10 protein-coding genes and 1 pseudogene are annotated in these 15431 nt (G+C 68.8%); 2 read left to right on the top strand and 9 right to left on the bottom strand.

Annotated features, from left to right (window positions below):
* Position 1 precedes the first annotated feature (1 nt).
* The 3 genes from serA to U8331_RS04280 all read right to left on the bottom strand — a co-directional run bounded on the left by serA (position 2) and on the right by U8331_RS04280 (position 6234).
* Positions 2–1564 (bottom strand): phosphoglycerate dehydrogenase, encoded by a 1563-nt coding sequence (gene serA, locus U8331_RS04290; protein ID WP_481132376.1) that lies wholly within the window; start codon positions 1562–1564, stop codon positions 2–4.
* A gap of 256 nt (positions 1565–1820) precedes the next feature.
* Entirely contained in the window at positions 1821–3983 is a 2163-nt protein-coding gene (locus U8331_RS04285; protein ID WP_481132375.1) for a S46 family peptidase, read from the bottom strand.
* 94 nt (positions 3984–4077) lie between these two features.
* Positions 4078–6234, bottom strand: coding sequence for a S46 family peptidase (locus tag U8331_RS04280; RefSeq protein WP_481132374.1), 2157 nt, complete (start codon positions 6232–6234; stop codon positions 4078–4080).
* A gap of 179 nt (positions 6235–6413) precedes the next feature.
* On the opposite strand from U8331_RS04280, the gene tdh reads away from it, so the two are divergent.
* Complete coding sequence (gene tdh, locus U8331_RS04275) at positions 6414–7436, top strand: L-threonine 3-dehydrogenase (protein WP_481132885.1); 1023 nt, start codon at positions 6414–6416, stop codon at positions 7434–7436.
* Positions 7437–7587: 151 nt separating this feature from the next.
* Entirely contained in the window at positions 7588–8781 is a 1194-nt protein-coding gene (gene kbl, locus U8331_RS04270; RefSeq protein ID WP_481132373.1) for a glycine C-acetyltransferase, read from the top strand.
* Positions 8782–8871: 90 nt separating this feature from the next.
* On the opposite strand, the pseudogene U8331_RS04265 reads toward kbl, so the two are convergent.
* The 6 genes and pseudogenes from U8331_RS04265 to U8331_RS04240 all read right to left on the bottom strand — a co-directional run.
* Positions 8872–9069: pseudogene (locus tag U8331_RS04265) on the bottom strand (hypothetical protein); the annotation flags it as partial.
* Positions 9070–9323: 254 nt separating this feature from the next.
* Positions 9324–10175, bottom strand: a complete 852-nt coding sequence (locus U8331_RS04260) for a pseudouridine synthase (RefSeq protein ID WP_481132372.1) — start codon at positions 10173–10175, stop codon at positions 9324–9326.
* A 157-nt stretch (positions 10176–10332) separates the two neighbouring features.
* On the bottom strand, positions 10333–11211 hold the full coding sequence (locus U8331_RS04255) for an OmpA family protein (protein ID WP_481132371.1): 879 nt from the start codon (positions 11209–11211) through the stop codon (positions 10333–10335).
* Positions 11212–11352: 141 nt separating this feature from the next.
* Entirely contained in the window at positions 11353–12447 is a 1095-nt protein-coding gene (locus U8331_RS04250) for an OmpA family protein (protein WP_481132370.1), read from the bottom strand.
* A gap of 212 nt (positions 12448–12659) precedes the next feature.
* Positions 12660–13796, bottom strand: coding sequence for an OmpA family protein (locus tag U8331_RS04245; protein WP_481132369.1), 1137 nt, complete (start codon positions 13794–13796; stop codon positions 12660–12662).
* Positions 13797–13977: 181 nt separating this feature from the next.
* Entirely contained in the window at positions 13978–15426 is a 1449-nt protein-coding gene (locus tag U8331_RS04240; protein WP_481132368.1) for a bifunctional 2-methylcitrate dehydratase/aconitate hydratase, read from the bottom strand.
* Between the last annotated feature and the right edge of the window lie 5 nt (positions 15427–15431).

Genomic DNA, 15431 nt, shown 5'->3' with positions numbered 1-15431 from the left:
GTCAGAGGGCTTTGAGCGACAGCACGCCGGCCAGCTGCCGGGCCGCCGCGAGCTGAGCCTCGCCAACCTCGCGGTCGACCGTGATCGCCGCGCGCGCCTGTCCGTCGCCGCTGGAGCCGAGCGAGAAATTGATGATGTTGATGCCGGCCGCGCCGAGCGTGCCGCCGACCGCGCCGATGATGCCGGGGCGGTCCTCGTTGCGCATCAGCAGCAGGTGCGCCTGCGGGTCGAATTCGATTTCGACGCCGTCCAGCCGCACCACGCGCGGGCCGCGGTGCAGGGTCGCCTCGATCTCGCGCGCGCCGGCCTCGCCTTCGACCCGGATCTTCAGCAGGCGGTCGAAGCCGTCGCCGTCGCCACCGACGGTCTCGGCCACGGTCAGGCCGCGCGCGGCAGCCTCGGCCAGGGCGTTCACCGGCGTCACCCGGCCCGATGCGGGGCCGAGCAGCGCGGCGACCAGCAGCCGCGTCAGCGGGCGGGTGTCGAGCGCGTCGGTGCGGCCGGCGTAGGTGACGTGCAGCCGGGTCGGCGCCGGCACCAGCCGCGCCGCCAGCCGCCCGAGTGCCGACATCAGCGGCATCCACGGCCCCACCTCGCGGGCGGCCTCGGCGGTCAGCGGCGGCAGGTTGACGCAGCCGGCCACCGCGCCGGTGTCGACGAAGTCGATGATCTGCCGCGCCAGGATCGTGCTGACCGCCTGCTGCGCCTCGCCGGTCGACGCGCCCAGGTGCGGGGTGAGCACCAGCTTCGGGTGCGCGCGCAAAGTCGAATCCTCCGGCAGCGGTTCGGTCGCGAAGGTGTCCAGCGCGGCGCCCGCGATGTGGCCCTCGTCGAGCAGGCGCAGCAACGCGGCCTCGTCGAGCAGCCCGCCGCGGGCGGCGTTGACGATGTAGGCGCCGGGCTTCATTCCCCGCATCCGCGCCTCCGACAGCAGGTGGGTGGTCTCCTTCGTCCGCGGCACGTGCAGGGTGACGATGTCGGCCCAGGCCAGCAGTTCGTCGAGCGGTTTGAGCGCGACGCTGCCCTTGCCCGCCGCCGAGGCCGGCAGGAACGGGTCGAACGCGGCGACCTCCATGCCGATGCCGGCGGCCTTGCGCGCGACGGTGCCGCCGATGCGGCCCAGGCCGACGACGCCGAGCTTCTTGCCTTCCAACTCGAAGCCGGTCAGACCCGCCTTCGGCCATTGGCCGGCCTTCATGCCGGCGTCGGCACGCGGGATGTGGCGGGCCAGCGCGAACAGCAGCGAGATCGCGTGCTCGGCCGCGGCCAGGGTGTTGCCATCGGGGGCGTTCATCACCGCAATGCCGCGCGCGGTGGCGGCCTCGACATCGATGGTGTCGACGCCTGCGCCGGCGCGGCCGATCACCCGCAGGCGCCCTGCCCCGGCCAGCGCATCGGCCGGCACCTTGGTCGCCGAGCGCACCAGCAGCACGTCGACATCGGCCAGCGCGTCGGCGAGCGCGGCCGGGTCCTTGATCGGGTCGGAAACGACGACCTCCCAGCCGGCCTCGCGCAGCAGGGAAAGACCGTCTTCATGGATGCCATCGCAGGCCAGAACCTTCATCGCACACTCCTCGGGTTGGAGAATGCGGAGACACAGCAAGCCGGCGGGCGAGGCGGCCGCAGCGGGGCTGCGGATGGAGCGGTACGGCGGTAGTGCGGGTGGCGCTTGTCTGTTCGGATCGAACTTGTCGGGAGACGGGGCCGGCTGGCATGGGAATCCGCGAACGTGTTGCAGCGTAGCAAACGCCGCGCTCCGTGCACGGCGGCCACAAAAAAAAACCGCCGGCGGACCGGCGGTTCTTCGAAACGCGCGAGACCTACTCCTGCTCGGGCACGCCCATTTCCTCCAGCACCTGCGGCGCCGGGAAGACCTCCTGCATGATCCAGCGCATGTAGCGCGAATCGACGCCGATCACCCGGGTCAGCTCGGGGTTGAACACCCAGTTGGAGGCCACGCTCTCCCAGTTCATGTCGAACACCAGGCCGACCAGCTCACCCTGCGCGTTCATGGCCGGCGAGCCGGAGTTGCCGCCGGTGATGTCGAGGTCGGCCATGAAGTTGACCGGCACGGTGCCGAGTTCCTCGCTGGCGAGGCCGCCGTAGTTCTTGGCGGCGACGGCGTCCAGCAATGCCTGCGGGGCGTCGAACGGCTCCTCGCCGGTGTGCTTGGCCGCCACCTGCTCCAGCGTGGTGAACGGCGGCAGGCGCACGCCGTCGGGACGGGTGTAGCCCTGCACGTTGCCGAAAGTGATCCGCAGCGAGGAGTTGGCGTCGGGGTAGACCGACTCGCCCTGGCTGGCCTTGTAGTCGGCCACGGCCTGCAGGTACGCCGGGCGCGCCAGCAGGGCGTCGCCGGCACGGGTCTCGGCCTGCTCCTCGAGCTTGAGCAGGGTCGGCGTCACCGCGACCGCGAACTGCACCGCCGGATCGTCGCTGGCCTCGAACGCCGCGCGGTCGGCCTGCAGCAGCGCCAGCCGGGCGTCGAGTTCGCCGAGGTGGGTGCCGGCCAGCTTGTCGAGCGCAGCCTGCACCGCAGCCTCGTCGTCACCGCCGAGCCAGGCGTCGATCGCCTCGACCCGCTGCGCGTGCGGCAGCTTTACGTACTCGCGCAGCCAGTACTCCTGCAGCTGCCGATCCATCGCGGCGGCGTAGCGCTTGTCCATCTGCCGCATCGCGCCCTCGAAGCCGGGCAGGTCGCGTTGCTGGTAGCCCGGCTCGCGCTCGGCATCGGGCCTGGCCTTCTCGATCGCCAGCCGGTACAGGCTGGTGGCGGCGCCGATGGTGCCGGTGCGGCGCAGCTGGCCGAGCACCAGGTCGCGCTCGCGAGTGGCACTGTCGGCTTCGTGGAGTTCGAGCAGCTTCGCGTGTGCCGCCAGCGCGGCCTCACCGTCGGCGCCCTGCCCGCGCAGCCAGGCCAGCACCGCGGCTTCCTCGTCGTGCTTGGCCTTGCTGGCGTCGATCCGCTCGAAGCCCTCGAGCTGGCCGCCATAGTTCTTCATCGCGTTGTGCCAGCCGCGCACGGTGCTGGCGTACTTGACCTCGATGTCCTCGTCCTTGGCGCCGGCGGTCTCCACCAGCTCCACCAGGTTCTCGTAGTGCGACTTGACCGTCGGGTAGGTCCACTGCGCGGTTTCGTCGAACTCGACGGCCAGCGCGTAGCGCGCGGTGCGGCCCGGATAGCCGGCGACCATCACGAAATCGCCGGTCTCCAGCGGGCGCTGGGCGACCTTCAGCCAGTGTTCCGGCTGGTACGGCACGTTGGCCTCGTCGAACGCGGCCGGCTTGCCGTCCGGACCGACGTAGGCGCGGTAGAAGGAGAAGTCGCCGGTGTGGCGCGGCCACATCCAGTTGTCGACGTCGCCGCCGTAGCTGCCGATGCTGTTGGGCGGCGCGTGGACGAGGCGGACGTCCTTGATCTCGAGGTTCTTGAACAGCCGATAGGCGTTGCCGCCGGAGAAGCTGTAGAACTGGCAGCGGTAGCCCTCGTCGGCCTCGCAGTCGGCCACCAGCTGCTTCTCGATCGCCTCCAGCGCGTGGCTGCGGCCGAGCGCGTCGGGGGCGGCTTCGATCGCGGCGCGGACCTGCGCGGTGACGTCCTCGATCGAGTCGAGCGCGTAGATGCGCGCGTTCGGGCCGGCCGAGATCTCGTCGGCCTTCGTCGGCGCGTTGAAACCCTTGTCGATCAGGTTGTTCTCGGGCGTGGAGTTGAGCTGAATCGCGCCATACGCGCAGTGGTGGTTGGTAACCACCAGCCCCTGCGGCGAGACGAAGCTGGCGGTGCAGCCGCCGAGCGAGACCACCGCGCCCATCGGGTCGCCGGTCAGGTCGGCCAGTTGCTCCGGTGGCAGTTCCAGCCCGGCCTTCTTCAGCTCATCGGCGATTTCCGGCAGCTGCTGCGGCACCCACATGCCCTCGCCCGCCACGGCGGACCCCATCACACCCGCCAGCGCGATCGCACTGGCCAACATCGAATAACGCATCGGTCACTCCCCCGAAGGATTGGAAGCAGGAAAATCGAATCAGGAAACGCAGGCGAACGCCCGAGTCTAGCCCGCACCAGCCGGCCCGCGTGGCCTATTCGGCCGGCAGGCCCATCTCCGCCAGCAGTTGCGGCGCCGGGTAGACCTTCGCCAGCAGCCAGCGCATGTAACGCATGTCGACGTGGATCGCGCGCTTGTAGCGCGGGTCGAACTTCCAGCTGGCGCTGACCGCCTCCCAGTTGCTGTCGAAGTTCAGGCCGATCAGCTCGCCGCGGGCGTCCAGCACCGGCGAGCCGGAATTGCCGCCGGTGGTGTCGAGGTTGGTCAGCAGGTTGACGGTCTGGGTGCCGAGGTCGGGGTCGGCGGTGCCGCCGAAATCGCCCTTGGCGATCGCGTCGAGCAACGGTTGCGGCGCGTCGAACGGGGCGACGCCGGTGTGCTTCTCGACGACGCCGGCGACGGTGGTCAGCGGCAGGTAGCGCGCGCCGTCGCGCGGGTCCATTGTGCTGACGCGGCCGTAGCTGACGCGCAGGGTCGAGTTGGCGTCGGGGTAGACCGCCTCGCCGCGTGACTCGCGATAGCCGATCAGCGCCCCCATGTAGGCCGGGCGCAGCCGCAGCAGTTCGCCCTCGCGCTGCTTGTCCTCGGCCTCCAGCCGCAGCAGCGCCGGCTGCAGCGTGGCGGCGGCCTGCAGCAGCGGGTCGGTGGCGGCGGCGAGTTCGGGCGGTGCGGCATTGAACCAGCGCAGCCGCGTGGCCTCCTCGTCCAGTGCGGTGCCGGCGTAGAGCGCATCGACGCGCGCCCGCATCTGCTCCGGCGTGGTGCCGAACACGGCGTCGAACTCGGGCAGATGCTGCGCCTGCGGCAGGGCCACGTACCGGGTCAGCAGGTCGACCAGCAACGCCTTCTCGACCGGCTCGGCGTAGCGGCGCTGGACCTGCTTGAGGCCGCCCTCGATCAGCGCCTCGTCGCGTTGCTGGTAGCCCGTTTCACGCTGCGCATCCGGCTTGCCGCGCTCCAGCGCGAGCCGCTGCAGCCGCAGCGCGGAGCCGAGCAACTGCGGGAAACGGGTGATCGCGCCGAGCAGCTGGTCGCGCTCGCGGGTCGCCTCGGCGGCATCGAGCACGGCCTGCACGGCGGCGATGTCGATGCGGGTCGCGTCGGCGCCGGGCTGGCCGGACAGCCAGCCGAGCATCGCCTGCTCGTCGGCGCGGCGGGTGGCCACCGCATCGCTGCGGCGCAGGCCGTCGAGTTCCCCCTGCGCGCGCTTGAGGCCGTTCTCCAGCCCGGCCAGGGTCGAGGCGTACTTCACCTTCGCATCGGCGTCGTCGCCGATGGCCGCCTCGATGGTTTCGATCAACCCGCCGTAGAGCTCGACCCGCTGCGGCAGCGTCCACTCGACCTGGCTGGCGAACTCCGAGGCCATCCGGTGCCGGTAGGTGCGCCCCGGGTAACCGGCCAGCATCGCGAAGTCGCCGGCCTCGACCGCGCCGGTGGCGACCTGCAGGTGCGCCGGTGGCACGTAGGGCACGTTGTCTTCCGAGTACGGCGCCGGCTGGCCATCCGGGCCGACGTAGGCACGCAACAGGGTGAAATCGCCGCTGTGGCGCGGCCACATGAAGTTGTCGACCTCGTCGCCGTAGTTGCCGATCGCCTCCGGCGGCGCGTACACCAGCCGCACGTCGCGCAGCTCCAGCTGGCGCACGAGATAGAAGTCGGTGCCGTAGTGCATGTTGGCGACGCTGCAGCGGGTGCCCGGCGCCTGCTCGCATTCGGCCACGAGCGCCTTCTCGGCGTCGTCGACCGCGTCGTAGTAGGCGCGCCCGGCCTTGCCACGGGCGTCGGCGAGGATCCGGTCGGTGACTTTGTCGAAACCGGTGGTGACGCGCACCCGGAAGTCGGGATTGGCCGGCAGTTCGTGGGCGCGGGTCGCGGCGATGAAGCCCTCGCCGATCAGGTCGCGCTCGGGCCTGGAGTTGTACTGGATGACTCCGAACGCGACATGGTGGTTGGTCAGCAGCAGGCCCTCGCCGGAGACGAACGCGCCGGTGCCACCGCCGACCTTGACCACGGCGTTGAGCGGCGGCCGGGTCAGGTCGGCCAGCGCCGCCGGGTCGCCCTCGAAGCCGGCCTCGCGCAGCTGGTCGGCGATCCGCGGCAGTTGCGAGGGCAGCCACATGCCCTCGTCGGCGTGGGCGCTGGCGGCCAGCAGGCCGGCGGAAAGGGACAAGGCAAGCAGGCGATGCCGCATGGATGGAGCTCCGGTGTCGGGATCGCCCGAACATAGGCGATGGGCGGGATTCCGACAAACCGCTCACGGTGGCGGCAGGGCCCCGTCCGTATAATCGGCGGTCCATTCCGGCGCCTTCGCGCCCCCGCCCGGCCACCGGCCGGCGGGCAATCCAAGAGCGACCCATGACCCAAACGACGATGAAGGCGCTGGTCAAGCGCGAAGCCACCAAGGGCATCTGGATGGAAGAGGTGCCGGTGCCGGTACCGGGCGCCAACGAGGTGCTGATCAAGCTCGAGAAGACCGCGATCTGCGGCACCGACCTGCACATCTACCTGTGGGACGAGTGGAGCCAGCGCACGATCAAGCCGGGGCTGGTGATCGGCCACGAGTTCGTCGGCCGGATCGTCGAGGTCGGCCCGGGCGTGACCGGTTACAGCGTCGGCCAACGCGTGTCGGCCGAGGGCCACATCGTCTGCGGCCACTGCCGCAACTGCCGCGCCGGCAAGCAGCACCTGTGTCCCAACACCGTCGGCATCGGGGTCAACCGCAACGGAGCGTTCGCCGAGTACATCGTGATGCCGGCCAGCAACCTGTGGCCCATTCCGGACCAGATCCCGAGCGAGCTGGCCGCGTTCTTCGATCCCTACGGCAACGCGGCGCACTGCGCGCTGGAGTTCGACGTGGTCGGCGAGGACGTGCTGATTACCGGCGCCGGCCCGATCGGCATCATCGCCGCCGGCATCTGCAAGCACATCGGCGCGCGCAACGTGGTGGTCACCGACGTCAACGACTACCGGCTCAAGCTCGCCGCAGACATGGGCGCGACCCGCGTGGTCAACGTCGCCAACACCTCACTCAAGGACGTCATGGCCGACCTGCACATGGACGGCTTCGATGTCGGCCTGGAGATGAGCGGCAACCCGCGCGCGTTCAACGACATGCTCGACTGCATGTACAACGGCGGCAGGATCGCGATGCTCGGCATCATGCCCAAGGGCGCCGGCGCCGACTGGGACAAAATCATCTTCAAGGGCCTGACCCTGCACGGCATCTACGGCCGGCGCATGTACGAGACCTGGTACAAGATGACGCAACTGGTGCTCAGCGGCTTCCCGTTGGGCAAGGTACTGACCCACCAGCTGCCGGTGGAAGAGTTCCAGCAGGGCTTCGAGCTGATGGAATCGGGCAAGGCCGGCAAGGTCGTGCTGAGCTGGAATTGACGCGGCACCGGTTCGTTGGGCGGCGCCTCATCGTTGGACGCCGCTTCGTTGCAGGAGCGACGTGAGTCGCGACCCACTGACCTGCCGATTGCCTGCGCGTTCGCGACTCACGTCGCTCCTACGCCAACCCCCCATCCCGAGGATCCGTCCGATGTCCCTGACCGAGCGCTACGCCACCGAACTCGACTCCATCCGCGACGCCGGGCTGTTCAAGTCCGAGCGGATCATCACCAGCCCGCAGTCGGCCGAGATCACCCTCGATGACGGCCGCACGGTGCTGAACTTCTGCGCCAACAACTACCTCGGGCTGGCCGACCACCCGGACGTCATCGCCGTCGCCAAGGAGGCGCTGGACACCCACGGCTTCGGCATGGCCTCGGTGCGCTTCATCTGCGGCACCCAGGACCTGCACAAGGAGCTGGAGCAGACCATCGCGCGGTTCTTCGGCAAGGAGGACACGATCCTCTACGCCGCCTGCTTCGACGCCAACGGCGGCCTGTTCGAGCCGCTGCTGGGGCCGGAGGACGCGATCATCTCCGACGTGCTCAACCACGCCTCGATCATCGATGGCGTGCGCCTGTGCAAGGCCAAGCGCTATCGCTACGCCAACTGCGACATGGCGGAGCTGGAAAAGCAGCTGCAGCAGGCCAAGGCCGACGGCGCACGCACCATCATGATCACCACCGACGGCGTGTTCTCGATGGACGGCTTCATCGCCCCGCTCGACGAGATCTGCGCGCTCGCCGACAAGTACGGCGCGCTGGTGCACATCGACGAATGCCACGCCACCGGCTTCATCGGTGCGACCGGGCGCGGCTCGGCCGAGGTCAAGGGCGTGCTCGACCGGATCGACATCATCACCGGCACCCTGGGCAAGGCGATGGGGGGCGCGCTGGGCGGCTTCACCACCGCGAAGAAGGAAGTCGTCGAGCTGCTGCGCCAGCGTTCGCGGCCGTACCTGTTCTCCAATTCGCTGCCGCCGCACGTGGTCGCCGCGGGCACCAAGGCGTTCGAAATGCTGGACGCCGCGGGCGATCTGCGCGAGCGGCTGGCCGACAACACCGCCTACTTCCGCGAGCGCATGACCGCGGCCGGCTTTGACATCCGCCCGGGCGTGCACCCGATCGCGCCGGTGATGCTGTACGACGCGCCGCTGGCCCAGCGCTTCGCCGAGCGGCTGCTGGAGGAAGGCATCTACGCGATCGGCTTCTTCTTCCCGGTGGTGCCGCAGGGCCAGGCACGGATCCGCACCCAGATGTCGGCCGCGCATACCCGCGAGCACCTGGACCGGGCCATCGATGCATTCACCCGGATCGGTCGCGAGCTGGGCGTCATCAAGGGCTGACCCGCGCCGCAGCGCAGATAAAAAAAGACCCGGCCGGCGCCGGGTCTTTTCGTATCAGGGTGGGACAACGCCCGCAGGCGCGCCGCCCTTTTACTTGTCCGCCAGATCGGTGTTGGCCGCCGGTGCGCTGGCCGCGTCAACGGCCGGCTTGCCGGTGGCCACGCGCACGCCACGCGCCTTCATCCAGGCATCGAACTCGTCCGCGCTCATGCGCTTGCCGTTCTGCTCCATGTTGAAGCGGTACGGCGTGTTGTCGTGCTCGGTCTTGGGCTGGTAGGTGGCCGCATCCACCGTGGCGGTATCCGCCTGCGTCTCCGCCGCGAAGGCGGGCGACATCAGCAGCGACGAAAACAAAGAAACAGCGATGACAATCTTCCCCATGACTCCCTCTCCCCTCAGGATGCGGGTGAAGTGTAGGTGACAAAAAGGGGATCGGGGTGACGCAAATGGTGAGCCCGCCCACATTCCCGACGAAAGGCTCGTCGCCGCATGCGAAAACAGCCACGGCGCGCAGCTATGAACTGCGACGGCGGGCGCAGTGCCTAACGCGACGGGGACGCCAGCGCCGCGACTTCCGCTGCGGTCAGGCGGCGCCACTCGCCCTTGGCCAGTCGGCCCAGCGGCAGCTCGCCGATGGCGACCCGGACCAGCCGCAACACGCCGATGTCGAATGCGCCCAGCAGGCGCCGGATCTGGCGGTTGCGTCCTTCGTCCAGGACGATCTCCAGCCAGGCGTTGCGATCGCCGGCCCGCAACAGGGTGGCCGCCCTGGCACGGAGGTGCTCGCCGTCGAAGGTCGCGCCGCTGACCAACGCGGAGAGCAAGGTGTCATCGGGCCGTCGGTCGATCTGCACGTGATAGGTCTTGTCCGGACCGACCGCCGGATCGGTGACCCGCGCCGACCATTCGGGATCATTGCAGAACAGCAGCAGGCCCTCGCTGGCCTTGTCCAGTCGCCCGACCGGCGCAAGCCAGGGCAGACCGGCGCCGTCGAGGCAGCGATAGACCGTATCGCGGCCGTGCTCGTCGCTTGCGGTCGTCAGCAGGCCGCGCGGCTTGTTGAGCATCAGGTACTCGCGCACGGGTGGGGACGCGGCATCACCCTCGATGGCGATGCGGCGGGAGCCGTTGTCGATGATGGGATATTCCGCGTCCCTGACCACCACGCCGTCGACCGTTACCCGGCCCGCGGCAATCCAGCGGACCGCCTCGCTGCGCGAGCACAGGCCGCGCTTGGAGAGCACGCGCGCCAACCCGTGGCGCCGCACCGCCGCGTCCGGGGCCTGCGTCGTGGAGGCTGCAGGCAGGTCACGCGCGGAATCGGCGGCGCGGGACCGCGTGGTCGCTGGCCCGCGAACGGGGCGGCTCGCCGCTGGCTTTCGTCGACGCTTCAAGAACCGCCCTCGAGTCGTTGGATATGGGCGCAGCGTGTCCGAAAAGGCATCGGGTGAACAGTCGAGACCCGGACCGGCCTGCGCTGCCACTTTTGACGCAGAACCGCGAATCCCGGCACGCGGCCGGGATTCGGGAAGTCACTGCCTGCGCCGGAGCTCAGTTCTGGATGTTCAACTCGGTACGCCGGTTGGTGGCGCGCCCTTCCGGATTGTCCGAGCCATCGGGCTTCTGGTTCGGCGCGATGGGACGCGACTCGCCAAAACCGACCGGGCCGATCAGCCGCTGCTCGTCGATGCCGTTCTCGACCAGGTAGTCGTACACGGCCTGGGCGCGGCGCTCGGACAGTCGCTGGTTGTACTGGGCATCGCCGCGCGCATCGGTGTGGCCGGCCACTTCGACCTTCAGGGCGGGATGGCGCTGGAGGATCTCGATCGCCTCGGCCAGGACGGCCTTGGCTTCGGCACCCAGCACGGCCTTGTCGTAGCCGAACGTCACGCCCTTGAGGTCGATCGAGATCGGCACGGGGCAGCCGTCCGGGCCGATCGCTTGCCCGGCCTCGGACGCGGGGCACTGATCCAGGCAGTTGATGATGCGGTCGCCGTCACTGTCGCCCTTGTCGCCTTCCGGCGTCGGGCAGTTCTGCACCAGCGGCGTGGCCGGCTTGCCTGTCGCAACCCGCACACCGCGCTGCTTCAACCAGGCGTCGAACTCGTCGGCGGACGCGCTGCGGCCGCCCTCCTGCATGTTGAAGCGCCAAGGCGTGTTGTCGTGCGCCGTCTTCGGCACATAGGTGGCCGGATCGACCGCCTGCTGGCCGGGGACCACCTGCCCCGGCACCGGCACCGCGCCCTGGGCAGCGGGCGGCTGCCCGGCCGGTGCCGGGGTGGCCGGCGGCTGGCCGACCTGCCCGCCGGCAGTGGCGGATGCGTCCTGTGCCTCGGGGGGCGCCTGCTCGCCCTGCTTCAACTCGGTCGCGGAACATGCGGTTGCCAGGAGCAGCAACGCGCTCGAGGCAATGGTGAGTTTTCTGGACAAGCCGGCCCCCGAAAAGTGAGAAAGGGCTATGGAATAGGGCCGGCGGTGAAAGGCGGATGAACCCCGCGCGCCGCTGCTCGGACCACGCAAAAAAGGAACCCGGCTTTCGCCGGGTCCCCATGGTGGTACTGCAGACGTGGATCAGTTCTGCACGTTCAACTCGGTGCGGCGGTTCTGCGCACGGCCTTCCGGATTGTCCGAACCGTCCGGGTTGGCGTTCGGGGCAATCGGGCGGCTCTCGCCGTAGCCGTTCGGGCCAACCAGGCGCGAGGTGTCGATGCCGTTGCTGGTCAGGTAGTCATAGACGGCCTGGGCGCGGCGCTCGGACAGGGCCTGGTTGTAGGCGTCGGTGCCCTTGGCGTCGGTGTGGCCGGCCACTTCGACGTTGAGGTCGGGGTAGCGCTGCAGGATCTGCACGGCCTCGCTCAGGATGGCGACCGCGTCCGGACGCAGCTCCGACTTGTCGTAGTCGAAGTTCACACCCTTCAGGTCGATCGACACCGGCACCGGGCAACCGTCCGGACCGATGGTCTGGCCGGCCTGGGAGCTCGGGCACTTGTCGTCGCAGTTGTTGACGCCGTCGCCGTCATCGTCGAGGTCGGCGCAGTTCGGCGCGGCGGGTGCCGGCGGCGGCGGGGCGACGACGGTCTTGGCGCCCAGCGGGATCACCACGCCGACGGAGGCCAGCAGGTCGCCGAACCAGTTTTCACCCGCATTGGCGACGCTCTGGTCGTCCAGGTCGGCGCGATACGCCAACTCGGTACGCACGGAGATGTTGTCGTTCACCGCACCCTGGACGCCGAAACCGACCTTCGCGGCCAGGTTGCCGTCCTCGCGCTCACCCGGGGAGTCCGGGCTCGGGAAGGCGTCGAACTCTTCTTCCGAACGCTGGAAGCCCAGACCCATCACGGCGTACGGGTTCCAGCTGCGGCCTTCGGCCAGGAAGTGGCGACGCAGGTCGACCGACAGGCCGTACTGGCTCCAGTTCAGGTCCTGCGCGTCGCTGAAGTTCGGGTTCTGGTAGTTCAGCTCGCCGTCCAGCGACCACTGCGGGCTGATGAACTTGCCGACGCCAAGGGCCACGAACGGGGCATTGTTGGTACCGCGGTCGTTGTCCTGGATGTTCATGCCGACTGCGCCGGTGACATACCAGCGGTCGTCAAACTCCTGGGCGTTGGCTGCCGACGCGAACGCCAGGCCCGCCAGCAGCGCAGTGCTCAACAGGCGAATCTTCATGCGGAACTCCTTCATTGTTATATCGGGGGTTTTTTTGCGATCCATCGCAGAAGGGCAGGACCGGCCGGAAAGCCGTGTCGCTGACGGCGCAGATGATACACATTCAGGAAGCTGTCTCGGCCGCCACCATGTAAGACCAAAAGAAAAGCCCGGCATGAGCCGGGCTTCCGGAGCATGCGGGTGGCCAAGACCACCCGCATTTACAGCACCACTCAGTTCTGAGCGTTCAACTCGGTGCGACGGTTGGTCTCGCTCTTGCACTCCGGCAGGTCCTGCGGGGTGTTCTCGAGCGGACGGCTCTCGCCGTAGCCGTTCGGACCGACCAGGCGCGAGGCATCGATGCCGTTGCTGGTCAGGTAGTCGTAGACCGCCTGCGCGCGGCGCTCCGACAGGCTCTGGTTGTAGGCGTCCGAACCGCACATGTCGGTGTGGCCGGCGACCTCGACCCGCATGTCCGGGTAACGCTGCAGGATCTGCACCGCCTCGCCCAGGATCGCGACGGCGTCCGGACGCAGGTTCGACTTGTCGAAGTCGAAGTTCACGCCCTTCAGGTCGATCGACACCGGCACCGGGCAACCGTCCGGACCGATGGTCTGGCCGGCCTGCGAGCCGGGGCACTTGTCGTCGCAGTTGTTGACGCCGTCGCCGTCGTCGTCCAGATCGGCGCAGCTCGGGGCGGCCGGCGCGGGAGCCGGGGCCACCGGGGCCATCGGCTCCGGACCCAGCGGGACGACCACGCCAACCGAGGCCAAGACGTCGCCGAACCAGTCGGCACCGTCGTCGCGCGGCACATCGTCGCTGAGATAGGCGCCGACGCTGTCGTCGTCGGCATCGATGCGGTAGGCCAGCTCGGTACGGATCGCAACCCGGCCGACGTCACCCTGGACACCGAAACCGAGCTTGCCGGCGACGTTGCCTTCCTCGCGCTCGCTCGGCGCACCGTCGCGCTCGAAGCGTGCCGGGATCAGCGGGTTGGACGGGTCGAACTCCTCCTCCGAGCGCTGGTAACCCAGGCCCATCACCACGTACGGATTCCACGCACGGCCCTCGGCGATGAAGTGCCGGCGGACATCGAACGAAATGCCGTACTGGCTCCAGTTGAGGTCCTGGTTCCGGTCGACCTGGGCATTCTGATAATTCAGCTCGCCGTCCACTGACCAGTTCGGGTTGATGAACTTGCCGACGCCGATCGCGCCAAACGGGGTATTGCGGGTATCGCGCTCGTTATCCTGGATGTTCATACCGGCCGTGCCGGTCACATACCAGCGGTCGTCGAATTCCTGCGCAGTGGCGGAACCGGCCGTTGCCAGACCGCCCAGCAGGGCGGCGCAGAGGAGTTTCTTATTCATTTGCATCTCCTTGTTTGATTCAAGATTTGGAAACCGCATCTGCGAGGATCCTTACCGTTCGGGACGGCTGCCAGGTGACGCCATCGACGCGCAGGGTAGGTTTGGGGTGGTGAAGGCGGTGTTAACTCCGGCCTAACATTCCATCGGGTTCCCCCACGATGCGGTTTCGCTCAGGGAGCATTCACGATCGCAGCAAGCCCAGTAAATCGGTCAGCGGCAGGGAGTCGAACTGCTCCGGTGCTTGCGTCAGGGCCCTGAGGCGGTCGGCCCTGTCTTTCGGGAGCTTGGCTCGTACCGCCCTCTCGAACTTCGCCATCAGCACCGGGATGCCCTCCCCGCGTCGCCTGCGGTGGCCGATCGGGTAGTCGATCGAAACCCGGTCGGTCGAGCTGCCGTCCCTGAAGAACACCTGCACCGAGTTGCCGATGTAGCGTTTGTCGGAATCGAAGTAGTCCCGGGTGAACTGCTCGTTCTCGCTGACCGTCATTCTTTCCCGCAGCGCGTCGATGCGCGGGTCGGCGGCGACCGCGTCGGTGTAGTCGTCGGCAGTCAGGCGGCCGAAGATCAGCGGCACGGCGACCATGTACTGGATGCAGTGGTCGCGGTCGGCGTAGTTGTGCAGGGGGCCGCTCTTGTCAATGATCCGCGCGCCGGCGGCCTGGGTCTGGATCTCGATGCGCTCGATCTCGTCGATCCGGTCCTTCACCTGCCCGTGCAGTTGCATCGCACACTCGACCGCGGTCTGGGCGTGGAACTCGGCCGGGTAGCTGATCTTGAACAGCACGTTCTCCATCACGTAACTGCCGAACGGACGTTCGAACTCGAACGGCCGACCCTCGAAGGCCACGTCGTAGAAGCCCCACGTCGGCACCGTCAGCGCGCTCGGGTAGCCGACCACGCCTTTCACCGCGTTCAACGCGTGGGTGACGGCGCGGCGGCAGGCGTCGCCGGCGGCCCAGCTCTTGCGCGGGCCGGTATTGGAGGCGTGGCGATAAGTGCGCAGCACGCCGTTGTCGATCCAGCTGTGCGAGACGGCGGTCCAGATCGCGTCCCTGTCGCCGCCGAGCATGTGGGTGGCGACGGCGGTGGCGGCCAACCGAACCAGGATCACGTGGTCGAGGCCGACCCGGTTGAACGAGTTTCTCAGTGCGTAGCAGCCCTGGATCTCGTGGGCCTTTATGGCGTAGGCGAGCACGTCGCGGACGGTAAGTGCCTGCCCGCCCTCGGCTTCGGCCTTACGGCCCAGGTAGTCGGCCACGGCAAGGATCGCGCCGAGGTTGTCGGACGGGTGGCCCCATTCCGCCGCCAGCCAGGTGTCGTTGAAGTCGAGCCAGCGGACCTGCACGCCGATGTTGTAGGCGGCCTGCACCGGGTCGAGCTCATGGGTGGTGAACGGCACGCGCGCGCCGCCCCTCATATCGGCGCCGGGCACCAGCGGGCCGAGGTGCCTGACGCAGTCGGCGTGGTCCATCGCCAGCGCCGCACAGGCCAGGGAGTCCAGCAGCATGTAGCGGGCGGTGTCGAAAGCCTCGCGCGAGTCGATTGTGTAGCCGGCCACGTAGTCGGCGATGTCCAGCATCGGCCGGTCGGGCTCGGGACGGACGGTGGAGCGCTGGTCGAACCGGCTCATGGCAC

The organism is Lysobacter sp. CC-YZS074, from assembly GCF_056739745.1.
This window is presented reverse-complemented; position numbering and strand designations above follow the sequence as displayed.